Consider the following 26,035-nt stretch of genomic DNA (forward strand, 5'->3'; position numbering starts at 1 on the left):
GGGGTCGCCGGCACTCCCCGGTCCCGCCCGGCCTCCGCCGTGCCCTGCCCCGCCCGGCCTCCGCCGTGCCCCTGCCCCGCTCAGCCTCCGCTGTGCTCCTTGGGCCGGTGCTCCGCGGGACCGCGCCGGACCGCGCCGGGCGCGTTCCACTCCTGCCGCTTGCGGGCCCGGTTCCTGGCCGCCTCCGAGGACGCCAGCTGGTAGGGCACCGACGTCACCATCACGCCGGGCGTGAACAGCAGCCGGCCCTTGAGCCGCAGCGCGCTCTGGTTGTGCAGGATGTGCTCGTACCAGTGGCCGACGACGTACTCCGGGATGATCACGGAGACCGCGTCCCGCGGCGACTGGGCGCGCAGGCCCTTGACGTACTCGATGATCGGCCGGGTGATCTCGCGGTACGGCGAGTCGAGGACCTTCAGCGGTACGTCTATCCCGCGCCGCTCCCATTCCTCGCGCAGCGCCTTGGTCTCGGCCGGGTCGACGTTGACGGTGAGCGCCTCCAGGGTGTCCGAGCGCATCAGCTTGGCGTAGGCGAGGGCGCGGAGGGTCGGGCGGTGGATCTTCGAGATCAGCACCACCGAGTGGACCCGGGACGGTCGTACCAGGTCGTCGTCGGGCTCCTCGGGGGCCGAGATCTCCTCGGAGACGCGGTCGTAGTGCTTACGGATCGCGGTCATCGTGGCGTAGAAGATGCACATGCCGAGCAGCGCCACCCAGGCGCCGTGGGTGAACTTCGTGACCAGGACGACGACCAGCACCAGGCCGGTGAAGAAGGCACCGAACGCGTTGATCGCGCGGGAGCGGATCATGTGGCTGCGCTTGGCCGGGTCCTTCTCCACCGCCAGGTGGCGGTTCCAGTGCCGGACCATGCCGGTCTGGCTGAGCGTGAAGGAGACGAACACGCCGACGATGTACAGCTGGATCAGCCGGGTCGAGTCAGCGCCGTAGATGACCGTGAGGAGGGCGGCTGCACCGGCAAGCAGCACGATGCCGTTGGAGAAGGCGAGGCGGTCGCCGCGGGTGTGCAGCTGGCGCGGCAGGTAGCGGTCCTGGGCGAGGATCGAGCCGAGGAGCGGGAAACCGTTGTACGCGGTGTTCGCGGCCAGGAAGAGGACGAGGGCGGTGGCCGCGGCGAGCACGACGAACAGGAAGCTGCCCTTGCCGAAGACGGCCTCGGCGACCTGGGAGATCACCGGGTTCTGGACGTAGCCGGAGCCGATCGCGACGCCGTTGTGGAGCAGGTCGGTGGCCGGGTTCTCGGCCATGCGGACCTTGGTGACCATGGCCAGCGCGATGATCCCGCAGAACATGGTGACGGCCAGCAGGCCCATCATGGCCAGCGTGGTCGCCGCGTTCTTCGACTTCGGCTTGCGGAAGGCCGGGACGCCGTTGGAGATGGCCTCGACACCGGTGAGCGCGGCACAGCCGGAGGAGAAGGCCCGCAGGAGGAGGAAGACGAGGGCGAAGCCGGCCAGGCCCTGGTGTTCCGCCCTGATGTGGTAGTCCGCGGTCGGGGCGCGCATCGTGTCGCCGAGGACCAGCCCCCGGAACGCACCCCACGCGATCATGATGAAGACGCCGCCGACGAACACGTACGTCGGGATCGCGAAGAGCTTGCCGGACTCCTTCACGCCGCGCAGGTTCATCAGCGTCAGCAGCACGATCACGGTGACCGCGCAGAGCACCTTGTGCTCGACCACGAAGGGGACCGCGGAGCCGAGGTTCTCGATGCCGGAGGCGATGGAGACGGCGACGGTGAGGACGTAGTCGACGAGCAGCGCGCTCGCGACGGTCAGGCCCGCCTTGGGGCCGAGGTTGGTGGTGGCGACCTCGTAGTCGCCGCCGCCGCTCGGGTAGGCGTGCACGTTCTGCCGGTAGGAGGCGACCACCGTGAACATCAGCACGACGACCGCGACCGCGATCCAGGGGCTGAAGTGGTACGCCGACACGCCCGCGATGGACAGGACCAGCAGGACCTCCCCCGGCGCGTAGGCGACGGAGGACAGCGGGTCGGATGCGAAGACGGGGAGGGCGATGCGCTTCGGCAGGAGCGTTTCGCCCAGCCGGTCACTGCGCAGAGCGCGCCCGATCAGAATCCGTTTGGGCACGTCGGTCAGTTTGGACACGAGAGAGGATCGTAGGCCTTCCACCTGCCAGGTCTCCAGCCGCAGTACGGGATCTGCCTCCCGAGTGAAAAAGGTGACGGCTGGAACTGCGGATTCCGCAGCTTACGCCCGATCCGTGCCTAGATGGCAGATCCCGCCTGTCTTCGCACCTCGGAGGTCCCATGCCCGCGACCGCAGAGCTGATCGGCGCCACGGTCACCCTCCTCGGCCTCGGAATCCTCACCGCCTGGAGCGTGCGCAGCATCACTCGGCGATGAGCGCGGCACAGGGGTGCCCGGCCGGGACGGTGCGTGTGTAGCTTGGGCCTCGGTCTGAGAACCTGATGGGGCTGAGCAGTAACTTTTGAACACCGGAAGGACGGTCGTGCACATCGTCATCATGGGCTGCGGCAGAGTGGGTTCCGCTCTCGCCCAGACCCTGGAGCAACAGGGGCACACGGTCGCCGTGATCGACCAGGACCCCACCGCCTTCCGCAGGCTGGGCCCCGGATTCGGGGGCCGCAGGGTCACCGGAGTCGGCTTCGACCAGGACACCCTGCGCGAGGCGGGCATCGAGGAGGCCGGTGCCTTCGCCGCCGTCTCCAGCGGCGACAACTCGAACATCATCTCCGCGCGCGTAGCCCGCGAGATGTTCGGGGTGGAGAACGTCGCCGCCCGGATCTACGACCCCCGGCGCGCCGAGGTCTACCAGCGCCTCGGCATCCCGACCGTCGCCACGGTCCGCTGGACCGCCGACCAGATGCTGCGCCGGCTGCTGCCCTCGGGCGCCGAGCCGCTGTGGCGCGACCCCACCGGCGGGGTCCAGCTCGCCGAGGTGCACGCCTCCCCGAAGTGGGTGGGGCACAAGATCAGCAGGCTCCAGGAGGAGACCGGGGTCCGGGTCGCGTTCCTGACCCGGCTGGGCGAGGCGATGCTGCCGACCTCGCAGACGGTCCTCCAGGAGGGCGACCTGGTGCACGTGATGATGCGGACGGACGACGTCGACAAGGTCGAGGCCGCCTTCGCGGGGGGTCCGGAAGAGGAGGGCGGTCACTGATGAGGGTCGCCATTGCCGGGGCCGGTGCCGTCGGCCGCTCCATCGCGGGCGAGCTGCTGGAGAACGGCCACGAGGTGCTGCTGATCGACAAGGCCCCGACCGCCATCTCGGTGGAGCGGGTCCCGCAGGCGGAGTGGCTGCTGGCCGACGCCTGCGAGATCACCTCCCTCGACGAGGCGGCGCTGCAGCGCTGCAACGTCGTGATCGCCGCGACCGGCGACGACAAGGTGAACCTGGTCGTCTCGCTGCTCGCGAAGACGGAGTACGGCGTGCCGCGCGTCGTCGCACGGGTCAACAACCCGAAGAACGAGTGGCTGTTCAACGAGGCCTGGGGCGTGGACGTCGCCGTCTCGACGCCGCGCCTGATGTCGGCGCTGGTGGAGGAGGCGGTGTCGGTCGGCGACCTGGTCCGGCTGCTGCGCTTCAGCCACGGCGACGCGAACCTGGTCGAGCTGACGCTGCCCGAGGAGTCGGCGCTGGCCGGCACCCAGGTCGGCGACGTGGAGTGGCCCGAGGACACCTCGCTGGTCACGATCATCCGCGGCACCCGGGTCCTCACCCCGTCCAAGGAGGACTCCCTGGAAGCCGGCGACGAGCTGCTGTTCGTGGCGGCCCAGGCCCGCGAGGAGCAGCTGGAGGACCTGCTGTCGGTACGGCGCGAGGACAGCTGACGCAGCTGACGCGGACAAGAACGAACCCGCCCACCTCTCGACTCACCGAGTCGGGTGGTGGGCGGGCGAGGTCTCGGGGGTCCGGGGGCGGAGCCCCGGGGGACGGTCACCCCTCGCGGCGGTGCCGCGCACCCGCGGCCTCAGCCGCGGTCTGCTTTTCCTCGGCCGCCTTCTCCGCCGCCTCCATCTCCGCGAACACGTCGATCGGCGCCGGTGCCTTCGCCAGGAAGACCCAGGTGAGCCAGACCGCGAGCAGGAACGGCGGGATCTTGAGGGCGACCAGGACCCAGCCGAGCTGGGCGGTGTTGGCCCACCAGTACAGCGGGAAGAGGATCGCGCACTTGGCGAGCAGGATCAGGCCCCACGCCCAGCTGGCCTTGGCGTACGCCTTCTTGCGGCCGGGGTTGCGGGTGCGCCAGGAGAGGTTCTCCTTGAAGACCGGGCCGAGGATCAGGCCGATCAGCGGGACCCCGCACAGGGTCGTGACGATGTACGCCAGCGCCAGGCCCAGGGTGTAGAGCATGCCGGGGAGGTAGAAGTCCTTGGCGTTGCCGGTCATCATCGCGAAGACGACACCGAAGGCGACCCCGAAGACACCGCTGAAGGCGTGCTTGACGGTGTCCCGCATGGCGAGGCGGACCACGACCAGCACCACGGAGACCGCGAGGGCGGCGATCGCCGACCAGTGCAGGTCCTTGTTGACGGTGAAGATCGTGACGAAGAGCAGGCCGGGCAGGACCGTCTCGACCATGCCCCGGACACCGCCGAACGCCTCGAAGAGCGCGGCCTCGGTCACCGCCCGCGCGTCTTGCTGCGGGGCGTCCTCCGCCTGCGTTTCTTCGGTCGGCTTGTCGAGCGACGTCACCGGCTACTCCCTACCGAGGGGTCTCAGTTCGTACTTGGGATTGAACAGCACCCGGCGGCCCCGGCTCAGCGAGATCCGGCCCGATGCGATCAGCCTGCGTCCCGGTTCTATGCCGACGATGGAACGCCTGCCGAGCCACACCACGTCCAGCGCGGCCGAGCCGTCGAACAGCTCGGCCTCCAGGGCCGGGACTCCGGCGCGCGGCCGCAGGGTGACCGTGCGCAAGGTACCAGTTACGGTGACGATCTGCCGGTCGTGGCAGTCGCCGATCCGGATGCAGCCCGCGGTGTCGGCGTCCTCGCGCAGCTCCTCCGACTCCAGGTCCTCCTGGGACGTGGAGAGCCGGTCGAGCATGCGCCGGAACCGGCCGGCCGGCTTCTCGGAACGAGGAACAGCACTCATGTGTGAAGCGTACCGGGGCACACCGACACCGCCGTAGTCCAGCTCACTTCGCGATCCGCCTCACTCTCCGAACCGCCCCGATCCGTCCTGTCTCTCGAACCGGTACCCCATCCCGGGTTCCGTGATGAAGTGCTTCGGGTGCGAGGGATCCGCCTCCAGCTTCCTGCGCAGCTGTGCCATGTACACGCGCAGGTAGTTGGTCTCCGTCCCGTACGACGGCCCCCACACCTCCTGCAGCAGCTGCTTCTGGCTGACCAGGCGGCCGGTGTTGCGGACCAGCACCTCCAGGAGGTGCCACTCGGTCGGGGTGAGCCGGACGTCCCGGCCCGCCCGGTTTACCTTCTTCGCGGCCAGGTCGACGGTGAACCCCTCGGTCTCCACCAGGACGTCGTCCTCGCCGCCCCCGGCGACGGGCTCGGCCCGGCGTACCGCGGCCCGCAGCCGGGCCAGCAGCTCGTCCATGCCGAAGGGCTTGGTGACGTAGTCGTCGGCGCCCGCGTCGAGCGCCTCGACCTTCTCGTCGGAGGAGTGCCGGGCGGAGAGGACCAGGATCGGCACCCGGGTCCAGCCGCGCAGCCCCTTGATCACCTCGACGCCGTCCATGTCGGGCAGGCCGAGGTCGAGGACGACCACGTCGGGGTGGCGGGAGGCGGCCAGTTCGAGGGCGGTACGGCCGTCGGGGGCCGCGTCGACCTCGTACTTGCGCGCCTTGAGGTTGATCACGAGGGCGCGCACGATCTGCGGCTCGTCGTCGACCACGAGCACACGGGTCATGAGGCCTGCCTTTCCGGTTCTGCCAGGGGTTCTGCCACGGCCTGCGCCGCTGCGGTGACCGATCCTGCCGCGCGGAGGCTGAGGACCATGGTGAGCCCGCCGCCGGGCGTGTCCTCCGCGTTCAGGGTGCCGCCCATCGCCTCCGCGAAGCCCCGGGCGACCGCGAGCCCGAGCCCGACCCCGGCGCCGCGCGGAGCGTCACCGTAGCGCTGGAAGGGCTCGAATATGCGCTCCTTGGCCTCGTCGGGCACACCGGGCCCGCGGTCCACGATCCGCACCTCCACCCGGTCCGCGATGGCGCTGGCGGAGACCAGCACGGGCCGGTCGGGCGGGCTGTACTTGACGGCGTTCTCGACCAGGTTGGCCACCGACCGCTCCAGGAGCCCGGCGTCGGCCTCGACCATCGGCAGGGTCTCGGGGACGTCCAGGTCCACGCTGCCGTCCGGCACGCCGACCAGCGCCATCGGGACCACCTCGTCGAGGTCGGTCTCGTGGACGATCGGGGTGACGGTGCCGGTCTGCAGGCGGGACATGTCGAGCAGGTTGCCGACGAGGTGGTCAAGGCGGTCGGCGCCCTCCTCGATGCCTTCGAGGAGCTCGGCCCGGTCCTCCTCGGACCAGTCCACGTCGTCCGAGCGCAGCGAGGTGACCGCAGCCTTGATGCCGGCCAGCGGGGTGCGCAGGTCGTGGCTGACGGCGGCGAGCAGGGCGGTACGGATCCGGTTGCCCTCGGCGAGCGTGCGGGCCTGCTCGGCCTCCTCCTGGAGGCGCCTGCGGTCCAGGACGACGACCGCCTGGGCGGCGAAGGCGGCCAGCACCCGGCGGTCCTCGGCGGGCAGCACCCGGCCGGTCAGCGCGAGGGCCATGTGGTCGCCTATGGGCATGTCGACGTCGCCGTCCTCGGGCCGCTCCAGGGCGGGTCCGAAGCCGGCGCGCCCGGCGCAGCTCCACGGCTCGACGTCGCTCGCCCGCTCCAGGAGGGCGGCGGACTCCATGCCGAAGGTCTCGCGAACCCGCTCAAGGAGCTCTTCCAGGCTCGTCTCCCCTCTCAGCACGTTGCCGGCGAGGAAGGAGAGGATCTCCGACTCGGCGCGCAGCCGGGCCGCCTGGTGGGTGCGGCGGGCCGCGAGGTCCACGACCGAGGCGACGGACAGCGCGACCCCGAAGAAGATCACGATGGCCACGATGTTCTTCGGGTCGGCGATGGTCAGCCGGTGCAGGGGCGGGGTGTAGAAGTAGTTCAGCAGCAGCGACCCGAAGGCCGCCGAGGCGAGCGCCGGGAAGAGCCCGCCGAGCAGCGCGGCCGCGACCGTGAGGGTCAGGAACAGCAGCATGTCGTTGGCGAGGCCGAGGTCGACGGTGTTGAGCAGCACCGCCATGACGGCCGGGCCGGCCAGTCCGACCAGCCAGCCCGCGATGATCCGGCCGCGGCCGAGCCGGGCGCCCCGGGCCACCGGCAGTCCGCGGCCTTTGCCGGCCTCGCCGTGGGTGACGATGTGGACGTCCAGGTCGGGTCCCGACTCGCGGGCGACGGTGGCGCCGACGCCGGGTCCGAGGACGTACTGCCAGGCCTTGCGGCGGGAGGAGCCGAGGACGATCTGGGTGGCGTTGACGCCGCGTGCGAAGTCGAGCAGGGCCGCGGGGATGTCCTCGCCGACGACGTGGTGGAAGGTGCCGCCCAGGTCCTCGACCAGGGTGCGCTGGACGGCGAGTTCCTTCGGGGAGGCGGACGTCAGGCCGTCGCTTCGGGAGATGTAGACGGCGAGCACCTCGCCGCCCGCGCCCTTCTCGGCGAGCCGTGCGGCCCGTCGGATCAGGGTCCGCCCCTCCGGTCCGCCGGTGAGCCCGACGACGATCCGCTCCCGGGAGCCCCAGATCGCCGAGACCTGGTGCTCGTTGCGGTACTGCTTCAGGTACTCGTCGACCCGGTCGGCCACCCACAGCAGGGCCAGTTCGCGCAGGGCGGTGAGGTTGCCCGGCCGGAAGTAGTTGGACAGGGCCGCGTCGACCTTGTCGGACTTGTAGATGTTGCCGTGCGCCATGCGCCGGCGCAGCGCCTGGGGCGACATGTCGACCAGCTCTATCTGGTCCGCGCGCCGTACCACCTCGTCGGGCACCGTCTCGCGCTGGCGCACGCCGGTGATGGACTCGACGACGTCGCCGAGCGATTCGAGGTGCTGAATGTTGACGGTCGAGATCACGTCGATCCCGGCGGCCAGCAGTTCTTCCACGTCCTGCCAGCGCTTGGCGTTGCGGGAGCCGGGGACGTTGGTGTGGGCGAGCTCGTCCACCAGGGCGACGGCGGGGGCCCGGCGCAGTACGGCGTCCACGTCCATCTCCGTGAACACGGCGCCCCGGTAGTCCAGTTCCCTGCGCCGGATCTGCTCCAGGCCGTGCAGCATCACCTCGGTGCGCTGCCGTTCGTGGTGCTCGACGAAGGCGACCACGCAGTCGGTGCCCCGCTCCACCCGCCGGTGCGCCTCGGAGAGCATGGCGTAGGTCTTGCCCACGCCCGGTGCCGCACCGAGATAGATCCGAAGCTTGCCGCGTGCCATGGTCCTATTGTCTTCCTGCAACTGCCGTCAACGCAGCGTCGACCTTACGGCCAACAATCCCGGCGAATGGTGCAGGGGGCCCGGCAGCGGGCATCTTTGACGCAACCCTGATGGGCGCCGGTGCCGCGGCTCCGGCGCCCGTACCGGCGGCTCAGTTGGGGTTGTCGCCGTGGGTGAGGGTCTCCCAGGCCACGAAGAGATTGTTGGTGCCTGCGGGGCGGTTGTTCTGGGTGAGCGTCTGGGTGTTGGTCATGGCGATGCCGAGGCGGTTGTGGAGCGCGTTGTAGCCGACCTCGGTGACGGGCCCGAGCCCCAGGTTCAGGGAGCCGCCGCAGAGCCAGCTGGGGACGGCGGTGCCCAGCTGGTACTTGGCCTGGAAGCCGAGCGCCTGCCGCAGCCGCTCGCCGACGTCCGTGCCGTACAGGTCCTGGCCCTGGATCCGGCTGGTCTCGGCGACGTGCGAGATCGCGGAGATGCCGTACCCGGTGTGGGTGAAGTCCCGGCAGGTCTCCTGGGTGAGGCCGGTGACGAAGGTGGACTGGCCCTGCCAGTAGGAGACGATCTTCGCGGTGGTGTCCAGGTTCTGACTGGGCACCGTCTTCGGCACCGACCCGTCGGAGGCCAGGTAGACGTAGGCGGCGGTGCGGGTGCGGAACTTCGCCATGGCCGTGTCGTACGAGGTCTTGTCCTCCAGGAAGACGGAGATGCCGACGGCGGCCTCCATCATCGACAGCTCCCAGTTGCCGTTGGAGTTGGAGCCCTTGATCACGGTGGGGAGGTAGACGTTGCGCAGCATGGTGGCGAAGCGGGCCTCGTTCGTCCAGGTGCCGGTGTACGTGTACCTGATGATCTCGGCGGCCTTGGGCCAGGAGGAGCCGGCCCAGCCCGTCTGGAGTGGCGCGTTGCTGTTGGTGTGACTGGTGATGGTGGCCGACCAGGCGTCCATGATCTGGATGGCCTTCTGGGCGTAGCGCGCGTCCTTGGTGATGTACCAGGCGAGGGCGTCGGTGTAGGCGGCGATCGCGTCCTCGCGCTCGTCGGTGCAGCCGTAGTTGGGGTTCGAGTACGAGCCGCACTCGACCGTGGCCCAGGGTGTGGGGGTGCGGTTCAGGTCGGCGTACTTGCTCGCCATCATCTGGTCGTAGGCCGCCTTCCAGGGCTGGGCGCCGGCCAGCACCTCGGTGCGGGCGAAGTCCAGCTGGGCCTTGGAGACGGTGACCCCGGGGTGCACGAAGGTGCTCGGGGCGGAGTGGGCGGCGGGGGCCGCGAAGACGCCAAGGAGCAGGGCTCCCACGGCCGCGAGCAGGGGGATGCGACGCACAGCGACTCCGTTCTCGTATGTTCACGTAGGTGAACCTGGAGCGCCTCTGTGAACATAGGCGTTGACCCGAGACCGTAGGTACGGACCAGACTTCCGTCAAGGTGTGAAGTAAGCGGCAGCCGTTCACACCGCGGCATCCGCGCATGTGAAAGGGCCGCACCCCGGGTGCGGGGTACGGCCCTGTCGCTCTCGGCTCCGCTAGCGGACCTCGGTGATCTCCGGTCCGCGCTGGAGCTGGCCCATGCCGCCGGAGAAGCGCGAGGACTCCTCCTGCTGGACGCCCTCGGGGACCATCTGGGCGTCGTTGGGCAGCTTCAGGACGATCGGGTCGCGGGGCGCCATCGGGCCCTCGCCGCGGACCACGACGGTGTCCCGGAAGATCTGCTCCAGGAGGCCGGCCGCCTGCGGCTGCACCGCACCCTGCCCGGAGATCACCCCGCGCAGGAACCAGCGCGGACCGTCCACGCCGACGAACCGCACGACCTGGAAGCCGCCCGTGCCGTCCGGCAGCTGCACCGGCACCTGGGCGCGCAGCTCCCAGCCCAGCGGACCCTCGACCTCGTCGACGATGCCGCCCTGCTGGGTGATGCCGGTCGCGATCTCCTCGCGGACCTCACCCCAGATGCCCTCGCGCTTGGGGGCGGCGAAGGCCTGCAGCTGGATGGCGCTGTCGCGCAGTACGACGGTCGCCGCGACGATCGCGTCGCCCGCGACCTCGACCCGGAGCTCCATGCCGTCCACGCCGGGCACGAACAGACCGCCCAGGTCCACCCGGCCCTCGCCGGGCTCGCGCACCTCAGTGTCGTCCCACGGCCCGTCGGGCCGGGGCTCCGGCTCCAGACGAACGCGCTCGCGCTCGCCCTCCGCTTCCTCGTCCGCCTCGGTGTCGACGCTGTCGACGACCTGCTCGGCCTCGCCGGCCGCGTCCTCGGCGGCACCCTTCTTGTTGCGACGTCCGAACACGTCACTGTCCTTCCCGGTCGGATACGACCGAAGCGTATCGATTCCCACCCGTCCGACCGCCCTCGGCGGCCTGACCGCTTGTGCCGCTCACATCGCCCACCGCGGCATGACCGCCGGTGGACCCGAAGCCCCCCTCGGCCCGCGCCGAGCCGGGAAGTTCCGCCACCTCGTGGAAGCGGACCCTCTCGACCTGCTGGACGACCAGTTGGGCGATCCGGTCGAAGCGCTCGAACCGCACCGCCTCGCGCGGGTCGAGATTCACCACGATCACCTTGATCTCCCCACGGTACCCGGCATCAATCGTCCCCGGGGCGTTCACGAGGGCCACACCGCACCGGGCGGCGAGCCCCGAACGAGGGTGCACGAAGGCCGCGTACCCCTCCGGGAGGGCGATCGACACCCCCGTGGGCAGTACGGCCCGTTCCCCGGGCCTCAGCTCGCACGCCTCGGTGGTGCGCAGATCGGCTCCCGCGTCACCCGGGTGCTCGTACGCCGGAAGCGGTACGTCAGGGTCGACGCGGCGGACGAGGACGCCGAGCGGGGCCACCGAGCGGGCCGGGGTCAGGAATTCTGCAGGGTTCACGGATTCACCTCGAAGGCGCGGGCGCGCCGGGCCTGGTCCGGGTCCTTCATGGCGGCCTGGATCTCTTCCGTGCGGCCGTGGTCGACGAAGTGTTCGACCGGGACCTCGACGAAGAGGGCGTCGGCACGGACGGCGACGGGGCCCGTGGGGCCGTCCACGCGTCCGGTGGCGGTCGAGTAGATCTTCCGGCCGGCCACGGCGACCACCTCGGCCGCCAGGTGGAGCGTGGTGCCCACGGGGACGGGCCGTACGAAGTCGGTCTCCAGCCGTCCCGTCACGGCGATCTTCCGCAGCAGCCAGTTGAGCGAGCCCAGCGTCTCGTCCAGTGCGGTGGCGAGCACCCCGCCGTGCGCGAGGCCCGGGGCGCCCTGGTGGGCGGGGCGCACGGTGAACTCGGCGGTGAGGGAGACGCCCTCGCCGGCCCGTACCTCCAGGTGCAGCCCGTGGGACTGGGACTGCCCGTGCCCACAGCCGAAACAGTGTTCGTAGTGTGCACCGATGAGCTCGCCGGGCGCGGGCGCGTCGGGGTGCCGCTCCGGTTTCCGGGCACTGGCAGGAGGCTGAAGAGCTGCGGAACTACCACTCACAGCCGCAGACCTTACCCGCGCGTCCAGTGAATCCGGACACCGTGCCAAGCTTGGCTCCATGCAGCTCTCCGCCACACCGTACGAAGAACGCCTCACCGCTCCCCGGTCCTGGTGGTTCATCAGCTTCCTGGTCGGCGTCTCGTTCGCCCTGATCCTGCTGCCGTTCGGCACCCTGCCGATGCTGGGCGGCCTGGTCGGCGGCACCGCCGCGGCAGCGGTGGTGGCCAGTTCGTACGGCTCGCCGCGGATCCGGGTCGTCGGTGACTCGCTGATCGCGGGCGAGGCGAAGATCCCCGTGTCTGCCCTGGGCCCGGCGGAGATCCTGGAGCCGGACGAGGCGCGCGCCTGGCGCACGTACAAGGCGGACGTGCGCGCCTTCCTGCTGCTGCGCTCCTACATCCCGCGGGCCCTCCGGGTGGAGGTCACGGACCCGGAAGACCCGACCCCGTACCTGTACCTGTCGACCCGGGAGCCGGAGGCCCTGGCGGCGGCGATCGAGGCGGCGAAGAGCAGCACGAAGGCGTAGGCGCGCCAGGCGCGCCGCCGGGGTGCCGCGATCCTGCCGAGCCGCAACGGGCTTCGCCGGACCCGCTCCGCGGCCCGCTGAGACCGGTCGGCCTGGTCAGCCGCCGAAGTCCTCCGGCAGTTCGGCGATCGGCAGCGGCTCAGCCGGCTTCTCCAGCGGCGGCAGCTCCGGCAGTTCCTCCCAGGGCACCTGGATCTTCCTCAGGTCCGCCCGGATCCGCGCGGCGAGCTTTCTGGTGTCCCGGCGGTTCATGACCGCCCCCACCGCGGCGCCCACCATGAACGGCATCAGGTTGGGCAGGTCGCGCACCATCCGCTTCATGATCTGCTGGCGCAGCTCGCGCTTCATCTGCCCGCCGAGGGCGTTGTTGAACGTCGACGGCTTCATCACGTCGATCCCGCGCTCCCCCGACCAGGAGGACAGATACGCGGTGCTGCGGGCCTTCAGGTTCCCCGGCGGCCGCACGCCGTACACCTCGTGGAGCTCGGCGATCATCTTCAGCTCGATCGCCGCGACCCCGGTGATCTCCGCGGCCAGCTCGGTCGGCATCGCCGGCGGCACCGGCAGCATCGCCGCCGCCCCGACCCCGGCCCCGACCGCCGAGGTCGCGCCCGCCGCGCCCGCCACCAGCTTGTCGGCGAGCTGTTCGGGCCCGAGGTCCGGGAACTGCCGGCGCAGGGTCTCGAGGTCCCGTACGGGGACACGAGGGGCGATCTCGATGATCCGGTCCGCGAGGTACGCCAGCCCCGCTTTCGCGCGGCTGCCGCCCTTACGGGCCCCTTCCCGGGCCATGTCCACGGCCCTGTCCCGGATGGCCGCGGCCCTCCCCCGCTCTCGACTTCGCTCGAGCGGGGGGACCCCCACCCGTGCGACGGGCGCGGGGCTGTCCGCCGGTGCCGGGAGGTCACCCCGGCCGGCCGCCGGTTCGAGCGAGGCTCCCGCGCCGGGAGAGCCCCGCTCGTCATCACGCGCGCGTGGGCCGCCGGACGGCCCAGAGTCCGCTCCCGGGAGCGGGAAGCGGCGCTTCCGAGGTGGGGTCGAGCCAGTCATGCCCGACCCGCCCTCAGTCGCAGTCGCGGCAGATCGGCTGACCGTTCTTCTCCCGGGCCAGCTGGCTGCGGTGGTGCACCAGGAAGCAGCTCATGCAGGTGAACTCGTCCTGCTGCTTGGGCAGCACCCGGACGGCCAGCTCCTCGTTCGAGAGGTCCGCGCCGGGCAGCTCCAGGCCTTCGGCAGCCTCGAACTCGTCGACGTCCACCGAGGACGTTGACTTGTCGTTCCGCCTGGCCTTCAGCTCTTCAAGGCTGTCCGAGTCGACGTCGTCGTCGGTCTTGCGTGGAGTGTCGTAATCGGTTGCCATGTCGCTCTCCCCCTCTGGGTGTCTGCGGTGTCTCCAGCGCACGTAACGCGTGAGAGGCCGGACTTGTGCCCGACCCGAGGCGGAGATTTTGCCTCACATCAAGGTCTGTTACTCAATCGACACCCAACCGGATCCCTCGAGAGTGATCGGGTTGAATGGCGATGGGGACCGTACACGGTCCTGTCGAGGCACTTCAAAGGCGCCTCACCCTGTACTTCCCGTGATCAAGACCCCTGAAAACAGGGATTTTCCCGGCTTTATTCCCCTGCCCATGATCACGGACAGTAGATGGCCGGAAATCCGCCCTTGTGATCGATCACACAGAGGGGAATGTGCCACGCCGCTGGAAATTTCAGCGCAAAGCGAACACCCCCCGCGTGTGTCGCGATCTTGTAACGGCGTCAGACCGGCAACGTGACCCGCATCACGAGTCCACCGCCCTCCCGGGGCTGGGCCACGATGTGCCCGCCGTGCGCCCGCGCCACGGACCGCACGATGGACAGGCCGAGGCCCACCCCCTTGTCACTGCCCGTCCGCTCGGTACGGAGCCGCCTGAAGGGCTCGAAGAGGTTGTCGATCTCGTACGCCGGGACCACCGGCCCGGTGTTCGCGACGTACAGCACCGCCTGCCCGTGCTGGATCTCGGTGTTGACCTCGACCCAGCCGTCCTCGGGCACGTTGTAGCGCACCGCGTTCTGCAGCAGGTTCAGGGCAATCCGCTCCAAGAGCACGCCGTTGCCCTGGACCACGGCCGGTTTCTGTACGCCCCGGACCGTCACGCCCTTGGCCTCCGCCTCGGCGCGCACCTGGTCGACGGCCTGGGAGGCCACCTCGGCCAGGTCGACCGGTTTGCGCTCGACGATCTGGTTGTCGCTGCGGGCGAGCAGCAGCAGGCCCTCCACGAGCTGCTCGCTGCGCTCGTTGGTGGCCAGCAGCGTCTTGCCGAGCTGCTGCAGCTCCACGGGTGCGCCGGGGTCCGAGAGGTGCACCTCCAGGAGCGTGCGGTTGATCGCCAGGGGTGTGCGCAGCTCGTGCGAGGCGTTGCCGACGAAGCGCTGCTGGGCGGTGAAGGCCCGCTGCAGCCGCTCCAGCATGTCGTCGAAGGTGTCCGCGAGCTCCTTGAGCTCGTCGTCCGGGCCGTCCAGCTCGATCCGGCGGGACAGGTCCGAGCCGGCCACCGCTCGGGCGGTGCGGGTGATCCGGCCGAGCGGGGAGAGCACCCGGCCGGCCATCGCGTAGCCGAACGCGAAGGCGATCACCGCCAGGCCCAGCAGGGCGAGGAGCGAGCGGCTGAGCAGGTTGTCCAGGGCCGCCTGGCGCTGGCGGTCCACGCACTGGGCGATCGCGGCGTTGAAGTCCGAGATCTGCAGGTTGTTGGTCCCGGTGATCGCCGGGCAGTTGTCGCTGGAGACCCGGATGTTCGTGCCATCGATGATCTTGAAGAATGGCTGGTTGCCGGTGCTGATGGCCTGGGCGGCCAGCAGGTAGATGATCGAGAGCAGCAGGATGCCGGCGATCAGGAACATGCCGCCGTACAGCAGCGTGAGCCGTATCCGGATGGTCGGGCGCAGCCACGGCAGGACCGGCTGCGGCCTTCTCGGGTCCCAGGTGGGCTTGGGTGGTGCCTGTGGGGGTGCGGGGGTGGTGGCCACGGTCATCAGATCCGGTAACCCGAGCCGGGGACGGTGACGATCACCGGGGGCTCGCCCAGCTTGCGGCGCAGGGTCATCACGGTCACGCGCACGACGTTGGTGAAGGGGTCGGTGTTCTCGTCCCACGCCTTCTCCAGGAGCTGCTCGGCGGAGACCACCGCGCCCTCGCTGCGCATCAGCACCTCCAGCACCGCGAACTCCTTCGGCGCGAGCTGGACCTCCTTGCCGTCGCGGAAGACCTCGCGGCGGTTCGGGTCCAGCTTGATGCCGGCGCGCTCCAGGACGGGGGGCAGCGGCACGCTGGTACGGCGGCCCAGGGCGCGTACGCGCGCGATGAGCTCGCTGAAGGCGAAGGGCTTGGGGAGGTAGTCGTCGGCGCCGATCTCCAGGCCCTCGACGCGGTCGCTGACGTCACCGGAGGCGGTCAGCATCAGCACGCGGGTGGGCATGCCGAGTTCGACGATCTTGCGGCAGACGTCGTCGCCGTGCACGAGGGGGAGGTCGCGGTCGAGGACGACCACGTCGTAGTCGTTGACGCCGATGCGCTCCAGGGCGGCCGCACCGTCGTACACGACGTCGACGGCCATGGCCTCCCGGCGCAGTCCGGTGGCCACCGCATCGGCGAGCAGTTGCTCGTCCTCGACGACGAGTACGCGCACGTCGCTTGTCCTTCCTCTGTCCACCCGCGTAGCGCGCACCGGCGCACCCGGGCAGGGGTCTCCATGGGATGTGTGACCTCCATCCTGCCCTTTTCGGCCATAAGTCGGCAGTAAGACAGGGGCCCGGGCAGCCGGATCCGAGGCGGCCGGGCGGGAATGCGGGATTTTCTCCTGCGGTTGAGGTTTCCACGGAGAGGAGCGGGGGGAGGACGGCATGTACACCCCGCGATCACGCTCTGCATGTGCCGCAGCACCATGCGGTACGTACACCGCCGCTACAGCAGAGTGGACGATGGGGGTGTCCGGCGCCGTCGCCGCCCAGCAGGGCAGCGCTGGGCACCCGCGAGAGACGTGATCGCCCCTTCCGAACGGCACACCCCCGTGCCACCGACCCACGACCCAGGACGAGGGGGCGCAGCATGGACGCATTCACCGCAGGACTTCTGCAGCGCATAAAGGCGACCGAGTCCGACATCACCCGGGCTCGTGACGAGGGTGACGACTTCCTCGTCGAAGTGGAACAGGCCGAGCTCGACGACCTGCGCCGCCTCGCAGCCGAACACGGTGTGGAAGTCGGCGCGACCAGCGTCTGACAGTCCCGCAGCACAGCACCACGAGAACAGGGCCCCGGCGAATCCAGCGCCGGGGCCCTGCTCTTGCCTGATCCCTTCCCCCGCATCGGCGTTCGATTCCTGCCGACCGCCAAGCCCCGAGATCTTTTTCCCGTGCCCGAGAGGTCCGGGCACGGGACCTCTCGGGCACGGGTCATCCGGACTCCCGGACCCTTGCGACACCGATGCCCAGAACTCTGAGCGCTCCGCTGGAGGTGCCGCGCGACGCGCTTCGGTCGACCGCGGCACCGTCGTGGCTGATCGCGCAGTTCCCCGCGCCCCTACGGGGCGCGAACCACCCAGCGGACTTCGCCGGACCCGCTCAGCAAGCCCGATGTCCGGAATCCTCTCCCGCCCGCCGCCGCGGCGGGCGGGGGGGATTCAGTCGTGCCAGGCTCCGAAGTCCTCCAGGAGGCGCTGGAGGGGCTCGAAGACGCCGGGGGTGCCGGCGACCGTCAGGGAGCGTGCGGGGCGTTCTCCGGGGCGGCCGCCGGTCAGGGCGCCGGCCTCACGGGCGATGAGGTCGCCCGCTCCCCAGTCCCAGGCGTTGAGGCCGCGCTCGTAGTAGCCGTCCAGCCGGCCGCAGGCCAGGTCGCACAGGTCGATCGCGGCCGACCCGCTGCGCCGGATGTCACGGAGCAGCGGGATCAGCCGGGCCGCGACCTCGGCCTGGTGGGTGCGGACGGCGGTGACGTAGTTGAAACCGGTCGACACCAGCGCCTGGTCCAGCGGCGGCGCCGGGCGGCAGCGCAGCTCCCGCTCGCCCTCCCACGCCCCGGTCGCCCACGCCCCGCCGCCGCGCACCGCGTGGTACGTCTCGCCGCGCATCGGGGCCGCCACGACGCCGACCACGGTCTCCCCGTCCTGCTCGGCGGCGATGGAGACCGCCCAGGTCGGCAGCCCGTACAGGTAGTTCACCGTGCCGTCGAGCGGGTCGATCACCCAGCGGACGCCGCTCGTGCCCTCCGTCGACGCGCCCTCCTCGCCGAGGAAGCCGTCGTCGGGGCGGTGGCCGGCGATCAGGTCGGTGATCAGTTTCTCCGCCGCGATGTCCATCTCGGTCACCACGTCGATCGGACTGGACTTGGTCCGGGCCACGGCGAGGTCGGCCGGCCGTCCGTCCCGCAGCAGCTCGCCCGCGCGGGCGGCCGCCTCCCGGGCGAGGTCCAGCAGGTCCGTGTGCAGGGCGTCGGTCACGGGGTTCCTCACGCGTAGGGGCTGTCGGCACCGGCCGCGGCCGGGCGGGGGGCGCGGGCCGGGCAGCAGCCGACCGGGCAGACGTTGTGGCTCGCGCCGAGCGCGCCCAGGGCGCACGGCGTGACCTCCCGCCCGCTCTCCGCGGCGGCGCGCTCCAGGACCAGGTCGCGGATCGCGGCGGCGAACCGTGGGTCGTCCCCGACGGTCGCGGACCGCCGTACCGGCAGGCCCAGCTCCCCGGCCTTGGCCGTGGCCTCCGTGTCGAGGTCGTAGAGGACCTCCATGTGGTCGGAGACGAACCCGATGGGGGCCATGACGACAGCCGGGACGCCGGCGCCGTGCAGCGCCTCCAGGTGGTCGCAGATGTCCGGCTCCAGCCACGGGATGTGCGGGGCGCCGGAGCGGGACTGGTAGACGAGCCGCCAGGGGTGGTCGACGCCGGTGCGCTCCCGGACCGCGTCGGCGATCAGCTCGGCCACGTCCAGGTGCTCCTCGACGTACGCGCCGCCCTCGCCGTGCGTCTCGACCGGGCCCGAGGTGTCGGCGGACGCGGTCGGGATGGAGTGGGTGGTGAAGGCGATGTGAGCGCCCGCGCGGACGTCCTCGGGGAGGTCGGCGAGGGATGCCAGCACTCCGTCGATCATCGGATCGAGGAAGCCGGGGTGGTTGAAGTAGTGCCGCAGCTTGTCGACCCTGGGGAGTTCGAGGCCCTCGGCCGCCAGCTCGGCGAGCGAGTCCGCGAGGTTCTCGCGGTACTGGCGGCAGCCCGAGTAGGAGGCGTAGGCGCTGGTGGCGAGCACCAGGATGCGGCGGCGGCCGTCGGCGACCATCTCGCGCAGGGTGTCCGTCAGGTACGGCGCCCAGTTCCGGTTGCCCCAGTAGATCGGCAGGTCCAGGCCGTGCTCGGCGAAGTCCTTGCGCAGGGCGTCCAGCAGGGCGCGGTTCTGGTCGTTGATCGGGCTGACCCCGCCGAACAGGAAGTAGTGCTGCCCGACTTCCTTGAGACGTTCCTTCGGGATACCGCGCCCGCGCGTCACGTTCTCCAGGAACGGGACCACGTCGTCCGGGCCTTCCGGGCCGCCGAAGGAGAGCAGGAGCAGGGCGTCGTAGGGGGTGGCATCGAGCGCGTCTGACATGTGCCGATCCTGCCACCCGGCACTGACGGCCCGGAAACAGGAGCGTGAAGAGTCGGATTCGGGAGGTTTATCCCCGGTGCCGGGCGGGTGCAGGACGGCAGTCCCACTCGTAAGCTGTATCAGCCGCCATCACGCCTTACTCGCACATCTGCCGGAGAGCCCCGTGCCCAGCCCCTACCGCGCCCTGTTCGCCGCCCCCGGCAGCAAGGGCTTCTCCGCCGCGGGCTTCGTCGGCCGGATGCCGCTGTCGATGATGGGCATCGGCGTGGTCACGATGATCTCCCAGCTCAGCGGGCGGTACGGGCTCGCGGGCGCACTGTCGGCCACCATGGCGCTGTCCGCCGCCGCGCTCGGGCCGCAGGTGTCCCGGCTGGTCGACCGGCACGGCCAGCGCCGCGTCCTGCGCCCCGCGACCCTGCTCGCGCTCGCCGCGGCGGCCGGGCTGCTGCTCGCCGCGCACTACGAGGGGCCGGACTGGGTGCTGTTCCTGTGCGCCGCGGGAATCGGCGCGGTGCCGAGCCTGGGCGCGATGATCCGGGCCCGCTGGGCCGCCCTCTACCGGGGCACCCCGCAGCTGCACACCGCCTACTCGTTCGAGTCCGTCGTCGACGAGGTGTGCTTCATCTTCGGGCCGATCCTCTCCATCGGCCTGTCCACGACCTGGTTCCCGGAGGCGGGCCCGCTGCTGGCCGCCTGCTTCCTCGCCGCCGGTGTCTTCTGGCTGACCGCCCAGCGGGCCACCGAACCCGAGCCGCACCCGCGCGACCACCACGGCGGCGGTTCGGCGCTGCGCGCGCCCGGCCTCCAGGTGCTGGTGGCGACCTTCGTGGCCACCGGAGCGATCTTCGGGGCGGTCGACGTGGTGACCGTCGCCTTCGCCGACGAACAGGGCCACAAGGCCGCCTCCAGCGTCGTCCTGGCGCTGTACGCGGCGGGCTCCTGCGTGGCCGGCGCGGTCTTCGGTCTCATGCGGTTCGCGGGGAGACCGGAACGCAGGTGGCTGCTGGGCATATGCGCGATGGCCGTGAGTATGATCCCCCTCCTACTGGTCGGAAACTTGCCGCTTCTGGCCGTGGCGCTGTTCGTTGCGGGCCTGTCCATCGCACCGACGATGATCACGACGATGTCCCTCATCGAAAAGCACGTACCTCGCGCGAAACTCACCGAGGGCATGACCTGGGTGAGCACCGGCCTCGCGGTCGGGGTGGCGCTCGGCTCCTCGGTCGCCGGCTGGGTGATCGACGCGGCCGGCGCCCGTGCCGGGTACGGGGTTCCGGCCGTGTCCGGTGCCGTCGCGGTCGCGGTCGGTTTCCTCGGGTACCGCCGGCTCAGCAGGCCGGTCACGGGTCGGGGAGGCACCGTTGAGCAGTACAGCGAGCGGGAAGAACGGCACGTGGCGTAACTGGGGAGGGAATGTCACCGTCCGCCCCGCGCGGGAGGTCGTGCCCGCCTCCGTGGACGAACTGGCGGCGGCCGTACGGCAGGCGGCGGAGGACGGCCTGAAGGTGAAGGCGGTCGGCAGCGGCCACTCCTTCACCGCGATCGCCGCGACCGACGGTGTCTCGGTCCGCCCCCAGCTGTTGACCGGCATACGCGACATCGACCGCAAGGCCATGACCGTCACGGTCGAGGCCGGTACGCCGCTCAAGCGACTCAACGTGGCCCTGGCCCGTGAGGGCCTGTCGCTGACCAACATGGGCGACATCATGGAGCAGACGGTCTCCGGGGCCACCAGCACCGGCACCCACGGCACCGGGCGCGAGTCGGCGTCGCTCGCCGCGCAGATCAGGGAACTGGAACTGGTCACCGCGGACGGCTCGGTGCTGACCTGCTCGGAGAAGGAGAACCCGGAGGTGTTCGCGGCCGCGCGGGTCGGGCTCGGCGCGCTGGGCATCGTCACCGCGATCACGTTCGCGGTGGAGCCGGTCTTCCTGCTCACCGCGCGCGAGGAGCCGATGCCCCTGGACCGCGTGCTGGCCGAGTTCGACCAGCTCCGGACCGAGAACGAGCACTTCGAGTTCTACTGGTTCCCGCACACCGGCAACACCAACACCAAGCGCAACAACCGCAGCGCCGGCCCGCCGCAGCCGGTGGGGCAGCTGGCCGGCTGGTTCGAGGACGAGTTCCTCTCCAACGGGGTCTTCCACGCCGCGCAGTTGCTCGGCCGCGCGGTACCCGCCGTCGTCCCGACGGTCGCCCGGATCTCCAGTACGGCGCTGTCCGCGCGGTCGTACACGGACATTCCCTACAAGGTCTTCACATCCCCGCGCCGGGTGCGGTTCGTGGAGATGGAGTACGCGGTGCCCCGCGAGGCGCTGGTGGACACGCTGCGGGAACTCAAGGCGATGGTCGACCGTTCCGGTCTCAGGGTGAACTTCCCGGTCGAGGTCCGCACCGCCCCCGCCGACGACATCGCCCTGTCCACCGCCTCCGCCCGGGACAGCGCCTACGTCGCCGTGCACATGTTCCGGGGCACGCCGTACCAGGCGTACTTCACCGCCGCCGAGCGCATCTTCACCGCGCACGAGGGCCGTCCGCACTGGGGCAAGGTGCACACCCGGGACGCGGACTACTTCGCCGGGGTCTACCCGCGCTTCGGTGAGTTCACCGCGCTGCGGGACCAGCTCGATCCGGACCGGCTGTTCCAGAACGACTATCTGCGGAGGGTTCTGGGCCCGTAGCCGTGGCGCCGCCGGCGGAGTCGCCGGGCGTGGGGGCCGCGCTCGGCTGCCCGCTCGCGGACCCGCTCGGTGCCGGTGCCGCGGTCTCCGTGTTCGGCGGGGCGGGGGGCGCCGCCGAGGAGGAAGCCGGCGACGGGGTGGGCGAAGCGGCCGTACCGTCGCCGGAGCCCGAAGAGCCCGCGGGTCCCGGGGAGTCCGTGGCGCCGGAGGAGCCGGAGTCGCCGGAGGCGCCGGAGGTGCCGGCCGACCCGGAGGACGTGGTGCTGCGGGTGACCGCGCCGCTGACCGTCGTGCCGTGGCCGCCGCTGAAGCTGGTGCCGGCGACCAGTTCCCAGGCCGTGATGCCGGCCATGGTCACCCCGAACACCAGAGCGGCCGCGACCAGCGGGCGACGCCAGGTCCGCACCCGGGCACGGTAGACGGTGCCCTCGTTGAACTCGCCCGAGGCCGGGGGAGCTTGCTCCCGGGGGCGCTGGGTTCTGGGCCCGGTCACCGTCGCGTCGCGGAACTGTTCGCCGGTGCGCCGGAAGAAGTGCTGGAACACCGAGCCGCCGCAGGTGGCGACCACACTGACGACTCCGGCGCCCAGGATCGTCCCGTACACCCCGAAGTAGGACGCCAGTTTGGCGGCCACCACCGCGGCCACCGCGCTGCCCGCGACCTGGGGCACGTTGAGATCGATCCGCTTCGAACTTCTCTTCACCTCCTCCCCCGTACTGGTCTCGTCACCGGAACCGGGCCTTTCACGCATTACCGAACCTTGCCTGCCTTTCCCGCACTTGTTCGATCGACTGCATGAGAAAGGGACGTACGGACGAAACCATTAGTTCCGTTTCTGAGGATTGCGTGAAGTATGCCACGTTCAAGATCGCCCGATACGGGTAAACAACGGCCGGGGAGCGGTTGTTGCCAGAAGTTGGGCGGCGCGCCAATCCACGCACGTGGTCCGAATGGAGTACTGTTGCGAGCCCTGGGTCCGGTCTCCCGCCAGGGCGTCCGAGGCCTTGCAGGACCGCCGGGAGGGGGCTAGTTGCACAGGGTGACGGAGTTGGTCACTTAGCGTTGCGAATAGGTAACCGTGCCATAACGGCGGTGCAGGGCCCGTGCCCGACACGCCGGGCAACTCGGCAAGGTTGTGGCAGGCTGCACCCGGGCAGGCCACACTCGACTAGCGGAAGCAGCGACGCACGTGACGTCGGCAGGCACCACCCGGGAGGTCCCCATGCCCGAACTGCGTGTCGTGGCCGTCTCCAATGACGGCACACGGCTGGTGCTCAAGGCTGCCGACTCAACGGAGTACACCCTTCCGATCGACGAACGGCTCCGTGCCGCCGTACGCGGCGACCGGCCCCGGCTCGGACAGATCGAGATCGAGGTCGAGAGCCATCTCCGGCCACGGGACATCCAGGCGCGGATACGAGCGGGCGCGACGGCGGAAGAGGTCGCGCAGCTCGCCGGGATCCCCGTCGACCGGGTGCGGCGCTTCGAGGGTCCGGTACTGGCCGAGCGCGCCTTCATGGCCGAGCGGGCCCGCAAGACACCGGTCCGCCGGCCCGGCGAGAACTCCGGGCCACTGCTCGGCGAGGCCGTGCAGGAGCGGCTGGTGCTGCGCGGTGCCGAGAAGGACACCGTGCAGTGGGACTCCTGGCGCCGCGACGACGGCACCTGGGAGGTCCTGCTCGTCTACCGGGTCGCGGGCGAACCGCACTCGGCGAGCTGGACCTACGACCCGCCGCGGCGGCTCGTCCAGGCGGTCGACGACGAGGCGCGCTCGCTGATCGGCGAGTCCGAGGACCTCGCCGTACCGGAGCCCAGCTTTCCGTTCGTGCCGCGCATCGCGCGGCTGCCGCGGGACCGGCCGCTGGACCGTTCCGGCGACCGGGACCGCGAGCGGCCGAGCCTGCCCGCCCAGTCGTCCGACCCGGTCGAGGAGACGATCGGCGAACGGGACTCGCTGACCAGCCTGCTGGAGGCGGTACCGAGCTTCCGGGGCGACATGGTGGTCCCGGAGCGCCCGGTGGAGGTCCCGGAGGAACCCGCTCCGGAACCGGCCGCGGAGGAGCCCCCGGCCCCCGCCGCCTCGGCCGGCTCCGCCTATGCGGACGTCCTCATGCCGCGCTCCGTCGGCAGCCACCGGGACCGGCTGATCGGTGCCACCGACCGCCAGGCCGAGGCCGACGGCGTCCGCCCCGGCCGCCGTGCCGCCGTGCCGAGCTGGGACGAGATCGTCTTCGGGACGCGGCGCAAGAAGCAGGAGTAAGAGGCTGAAAGGAAGGAGGGGGGCACGCGCGCGTGCCCCCCTCCTTCCCGTTGCGCTACTGCGGGTCGGGGCCGACCGCCACCGGACGGGACGGGTCGGCGGACCACTCCGACCAGGAACCGACGTACAGCGCGGCCTCGATGCCCGCGACGGCCAGCGCCAGCACCTCGTGGGCACCGGAGACGCCCGAGCCGCAGTACACGCCCACCTCGGCGCCCGCCGAGGCGCCCAGGCCCTTGAACCGGTCCCGGAGCACGGCGGCGGGCAGGAAACGGCCGTCCGGGCCGACGTTCTCGGTGGTCGGCGCCGACACGGCGCCCGGGATGTGGCCGCCGACCCGGTCGATCGGCTCCACGTCACCCCGGTACCGCTCCCCCGCACGGGCGTCGAACAGCACACCCGAGCGGGCCAGCGCCGCCGCCCCGTCCGCGTCGAGCAACTGCCCGGCCCCCGGGGCCGGTTCGAAGTCACCCTCGGCCGGCTCGGGCACGTCAGCCGAAAGAGCGCCGGTCCAGGACGGCAACCCGCCGTCGAGGACCCGCACGTCCGGGTGACCCGTCCAGCGCAGCAGCCACCAGGCGCGGGCCGCCGCCCAGCCCTGCCCGCCGTCGTACACCACGACCGGCCGGCCCGCCGACACCCCCGCACGGCGCATCGCCGCGCCGAAGACGGCCAGGTCGGGCAGCGGATGACGGCCGTTCACGCCGGGCGGCGAGGCGAGTTCGCCGTCCAGGTGCACGTAGACGGCGCCCGGCAGATGCCCGGCCGCGTAGGCCGCCCGGCCGTCGAAGGGCGGGGTGCCGGGCGGGGTCAGCTGCCAGCGGACGTCCAGCAGGACGGGCGGGTTCGGCCCGGTCAGGCCGTCGGCGAGTTCGCTTGCGGTGATGATGGCTTCCATGGCCCCATCCTTACGCCAGGGGTGGCCGCATCGTCCAGGTACGACTACTCTGCTCGGCCGGACAGGCTCGATCACCGGGCGTACGGGATCGGGCACATGCTGTACAGCTGATGGCCACCCGACGGCAATCGGCCGGAAACGGGCGAGAAACGGCAGACCAGGCATCCTCGCGGCAAAGCCGCCCCACGGCCGTGGACGCAGGACGCCACGGAGGGTGCGAGCATCGGCACGGTGCGTGCCCGCGGCTGCGGCACAGCCGGTCCGGACAGCGGAAGCGACACGGCCACCGCGAGGGGCCGAGGAGAGAGTGACGATGACCGAGGTACGGGGAGCGGCCGGCCCGAACGGCGACACGCACGCTCGGCGCGCGCCCGGCACCCCCTGCTGGGTGAGTCTGATGGTGCACGGCTTGACCGCGACAGAGGAGTTCTACGGAGCCTTGTTCGGCTGGGAGTTCGAGCCCGGCCCGCAGCAGCTCGGCCCTTATGTCCGGGCGCTGCTCGGCGGGCGGGAGGTCGCGGGCATCGGGCAGCTGCCGCCGGACCTGCATCTGCCGATCGCGTGGACGCCGTACTTCGCCTCGGACGACGTGGACCTGACGGCCGAGACGGCCCGGCTGTGCGGCGGCACGGTGGGCGTCGGCCCGCTGGACGCCGCCGAGGCCGGCCGGATGGCCATCGCCTCCGACCCCTCGGGCGCGGTGTTCGGCATCTGGCAGGGATCGGCCCATCTCGTCACGGCCCTGACCGGTGTCCCGGGCACACCGGTCTGGGACGAGCTGCTCACCTTCGAGACGTCGAGCGTCGCCAAGTTCTACGCGGCGGTGTTCGGTTACGAGGAGGAGCCGGTGGTCTCCGCCGGCTTCGACTACGTGACCCTGCACGTCGGGGGCCGCCCGGTGGCCGGCATCCACGGAGTCGGCCTCTCGCTGCCCCGGGGCCGGGGGCCGCACTGGCTGACGTACTTCGAGGTGGCCGACACGGACGTGACCCTGCGGGAGGTCGCCGAGCTCGGCGGGCAGGTGCTGAAGCCGGCCCGGGACAGCGCGCACGGGCGGGTCGCGACGGTGGCCGACCCGGAGGGCGCGGTCTTCTCGGTGGTCCAGAGCCCGCGTTGAGCCGCCGCCGGTGCGGGACGGCGCGCGTCCGCCCGTCCCGCACCGCGGACGCGCGG

25 protein-coding genes are annotated in these 26,035 nt (G+C 71.2%); 9 read left to right on the plus strand and 16 right to left on the minus strand.

Going from position 1 to position 26,035, the window contains the following annotated elements; all coding sequences use genetic code 11:
• Positions 1 to 80: 80 nt before the first annotated feature.
• Positions 81 to 2,126 (minus strand): APC family permease, encoded by a 2,046-nt coding sequence (locus ACFY0K_RS40060; RefSeq protein WP_382729579.1) that lies wholly within the window; start codon positions 2,124 to 2,126, stop codon positions 81 to 83.
• A gap of 363 nt (positions 2,127 to 2,489) precedes the next feature.
• Here ACFY0K_RS40060 and ACFY0K_RS40065 point away from each other — a divergent pair, with 363 nt between their 5' ends.
• Positions 2,490 to 3,161 carry a TrkA family potassium uptake protein gene (locus tag ACFY0K_RS40065; RefSeq protein ID WP_293992737.1) on the plus strand — a complete coding sequence of 224 codons (672 nt, stop codon included), beginning with the start codon at positions 2,490 to 2,492 and terminating at the stop codon, positions 3,159 to 3,161.
• A complete protein-coding gene (locus ACFY0K_RS40070) occupies positions 3,161 to 3,832 on the plus strand; it encodes a TrkA family potassium uptake protein (protein WP_351491936.1) in 672 nt (223 codons plus the stop codon). Before ACFY0K_RS40065 ends, ACFY0K_RS40070 begins: the two co-directional genes overlap by 1 nt.
• A 106-nt stretch (positions 3,833 to 3,938) precedes the next feature.
• On the opposite strand, the gene ACFY0K_RS40075 is transcribed toward ACFY0K_RS40070, so the two are convergent.
• The 8 genes from ACFY0K_RS40075 to ACFY0K_RS40110 form a co-directional block, all read right to left on the minus strand.
• Complete coding sequence (locus ACFY0K_RS40075; RefSeq protein ID WP_390644007.1) at positions 3,939 to 4,697, minus strand: DUF3159 domain-containing protein; 759 nt, start codon at positions 4,695 to 4,697, stop codon at positions 3,939 to 3,941.
• Positions 4,698 to 4,700: 3 nt separating this feature from the next.
• Positions 4,701 to 5,099, minus strand: coding sequence for an OB-fold nucleic acid binding domain-containing protein (locus tag ACFY0K_RS40080; RefSeq protein ID WP_390644008.1), 399 nt, complete (start codon positions 5,097 to 5,099; stop codon positions 4,701 to 4,703).
• A gap of 60 nt (positions 5,100 to 5,159) precedes the next feature.
• Entirely contained in the window at positions 5,160 to 5,873 is a 714-nt protein-coding gene (locus tag ACFY0K_RS40085; RefSeq protein ID WP_351960178.1) for a response regulator, read from the minus strand.
• Positions 5,870 to 8,428, minus strand: a complete 2,559-nt coding sequence (locus ACFY0K_RS40090; RefSeq protein WP_390644009.1) for an ATP-binding protein — start codon at positions 8,426 to 8,428, stop codon at positions 5,870 to 5,872. Before ACFY0K_RS40090 ends, ACFY0K_RS40085 begins: the two co-directional genes overlap by 4 nt.
• Positions 8,429 to 8,579: 151 nt before the next feature.
• Complete coding sequence (locus ACFY0K_RS40095; protein ID WP_390644010.1) at positions 8,580 to 9,749, minus strand: alginate lyase family protein; 1,170 nt, start codon at positions 9,747 to 9,749, stop codon at positions 8,580 to 8,582.
• Positions 9,750 to 9,947: 198 nt separating this feature from the next.
• A complete protein-coding gene (locus tag ACFY0K_RS40100; RefSeq protein ID WP_390644011.1) occupies positions 9,948 to 10,712 on the minus strand; it encodes a DUF3710 domain-containing protein in 765 nt (254 codons plus the stop codon).
• A gap of 1 nt (position 10,713) precedes the next feature.
• On the minus strand, positions 10,714 to 11,295 hold the full coding sequence (gene dut, locus ACFY0K_RS40105; RefSeq protein ID WP_390644012.1) for a dUTP diphosphatase: 582 nt from the start codon (positions 11,293 to 11,295) through the stop codon (positions 10,714 to 10,716).
• Complete coding sequence (locus ACFY0K_RS40110) at positions 11,292 to 11,882, minus strand: PaaI family thioesterase (protein ID WP_390644013.1); 591 nt, start codon at positions 11,880 to 11,882, stop codon at positions 11,292 to 11,294. The genes dut and ACFY0K_RS40110 overlap by 4 nt, the downstream gene beginning before the upstream one ends.
• A 58-nt stretch (positions 11,883 to 11,940) precedes the next feature.
• Here ACFY0K_RS40110 and ACFY0K_RS40115 point away from each other — a divergent pair, with 58 nt between their 5' ends.
• Positions 11,941 to 12,408: a DUF3093 domain-containing protein gene (locus tag ACFY0K_RS40115; protein WP_390644014.1), complete on the plus strand. Its 468-nt coding sequence runs from the start codon at positions 11,941 to 11,943 to the stop codon at positions 12,406 to 12,408.
• A gap of 96 nt (positions 12,409 to 12,504) precedes the next feature.
• Here ACFY0K_RS40115 and ACFY0K_RS40120 read toward each other — a convergent pair whose 3' ends face one another.
• The 4 genes from ACFY0K_RS40120 to ACFY0K_RS40135 form a co-directional block, all read right to left on the minus strand.
• Positions 12,505 to 13,458 carry a hypothetical protein gene (locus ACFY0K_RS40120; RefSeq protein ID WP_390644015.1) on the minus strand — a complete coding sequence of 318 codons (954 nt, stop codon included), beginning with the start codon at positions 13,456 to 13,458 and terminating at the stop codon, positions 12,505 to 12,507.
• A gap of 13 nt (positions 13,459 to 13,471) precedes the next feature.
• Positions 13,472 to 13,768, minus strand: coding sequence for a DUF4193 domain-containing protein (locus tag ACFY0K_RS40125; RefSeq protein ID WP_003997302.1), 297 nt, complete (start codon positions 13,766 to 13,768; stop codon positions 13,472 to 13,474).
• A 401-nt stretch (positions 13,769 to 14,169) separates the two neighbouring features.
• Positions 14,170 to 15,420 (minus strand): sensor histidine kinase, encoded by a 1,251-nt coding sequence (locus ACFY0K_RS40130; protein WP_390644119.1) that lies wholly within the window; start codon positions 15,418 to 15,420, stop codon positions 14,170 to 14,172.
• 5 nt (positions 15,421 to 15,425) lie between these two features.
• On the minus strand, positions 15,426 to 16,079 hold the full coding sequence (locus ACFY0K_RS40135; protein ID WP_003993508.1) for a response regulator transcription factor: 654 nt from the start codon (positions 16,077 to 16,079) through the stop codon (positions 15,426 to 15,428).
• 419 nt (positions 16,080 to 16,498) lie between these two features.
• Here ACFY0K_RS40135 and ACFY0K_RS40140 point away from each other — a divergent pair, with 419 nt between their 5' ends.
• The gene (locus ACFY0K_RS40140; RefSeq protein WP_167450044.1) at positions 16,499 to 16,672 is read left to right on the plus strand and encodes a hypothetical protein; all 174 of its coding nucleotides are present in this window, start codon (positions 16,499 to 16,501) and stop codon (positions 16,670 to 16,672) included.
• A 399-nt stretch (positions 16,673 to 17,071) separates the two neighbouring features.
• Here the strand turns inward: ACFY0K_RS40140 and ACFY0K_RS40145 are convergent, their stop codons facing one another.
• Together ACFY0K_RS40145 and ACFY0K_RS40150 are read right to left on the minus strand one after the other, a co-directional pair.
• Complete coding sequence (locus ACFY0K_RS40145; protein ID WP_390644016.1) at positions 17,072 to 17,887, minus strand: inositol monophosphatase family protein; 816 nt, start codon at positions 17,885 to 17,887, stop codon at positions 17,072 to 17,074.
• 8 nt (positions 17,888 to 17,895) lie between these two features.
• Complete coding sequence (locus ACFY0K_RS40150) at positions 17,896 to 19,023, minus strand: ferrochelatase (protein WP_382729602.1); 1,128 nt, start codon at positions 19,021 to 19,023, stop codon at positions 17,896 to 17,898.
• A gap of 163 nt (positions 19,024 to 19,186) precedes the next feature.
• Here ACFY0K_RS40150 and ACFY0K_RS40155 point away from each other — a divergent pair, with 163 nt between their 5' ends.
• From ACFY0K_RS40155 to sepH, 4 genes are all read left to right on the plus strand, one after another.
• Positions 19,187 to 20,425 (plus strand): MFS transporter, encoded by a 1,239-nt coding sequence (locus ACFY0K_RS40155; RefSeq protein ID WP_390644017.1) that lies wholly within the window; start codon positions 19,187 to 19,189, stop codon positions 20,423 to 20,425.
• A complete protein-coding gene (locus ACFY0K_RS40160) occupies positions 20,385 to 21,704 on the plus strand; it encodes a D-arabinono-1,4-lactone oxidase (RefSeq protein ID WP_390644018.1) in 1,320 nt (439 codons plus the stop codon). The genes ACFY0K_RS40155 and ACFY0K_RS40160 overlap by 41 nt, the downstream gene beginning before the upstream one ends.
• Before the next feature lie 29 nt (positions 21,705 to 21,733).
• The gene (locus tag ACFY0K_RS40165; RefSeq protein ID WP_390644019.1) at positions 21,734 to 22,123 is read left to right on the plus strand and encodes a hypothetical protein; all 390 of its coding nucleotides are present in this window, start codon (positions 21,734 to 21,736) and stop codon (positions 22,121 to 22,123) included.
• Between the two features lie 803 nt (positions 22,124 to 22,926).
• Positions 22,927 to 23,964 carry a septation protein SepH gene (gene sepH / locus ACFY0K_RS40170; protein ID WP_351960190.1) on the plus strand — a complete coding sequence of 346 codons (1,038 nt, stop codon included), beginning with the start codon at positions 22,927 to 22,929 and terminating at the stop codon, positions 23,962 to 23,964.
• Between the two features lie 55 nt (positions 23,965 to 24,019).
• Here sepH and ACFY0K_RS40175 read toward each other — a convergent pair whose 3' ends face one another.
• A complete protein-coding gene (locus tag ACFY0K_RS40175; RefSeq protein WP_390644020.1) occupies positions 24,020 to 24,862 on the minus strand; it encodes a sulfurtransferase in 843 nt (280 codons plus the stop codon).
• A 313-nt stretch (positions 24,863 to 25,175) separates the two neighbouring features.
• Here ACFY0K_RS40175 and ACFY0K_RS40180 point away from each other — a divergent pair, with 313 nt between their 5' ends.
• Positions 25,176 to 25,979 (plus strand): VOC family protein, encoded by an 804-nt coding sequence (locus tag ACFY0K_RS40180; protein WP_390644021.1) that lies wholly within the window; start codon positions 25,176 to 25,178, stop codon positions 25,977 to 25,979.
• Positions 25,980 to 26,035: the final 56 nt, after the last annotated feature.

It is taken from the genome of Streptomyces sp. NPDC001507, from assembly GCF_042894765.1.
Classification (GTDB): Bacteria; Actinomycetota; Actinomycetes; order Streptomycetales; family Streptomycetaceae; genus Streptomyces.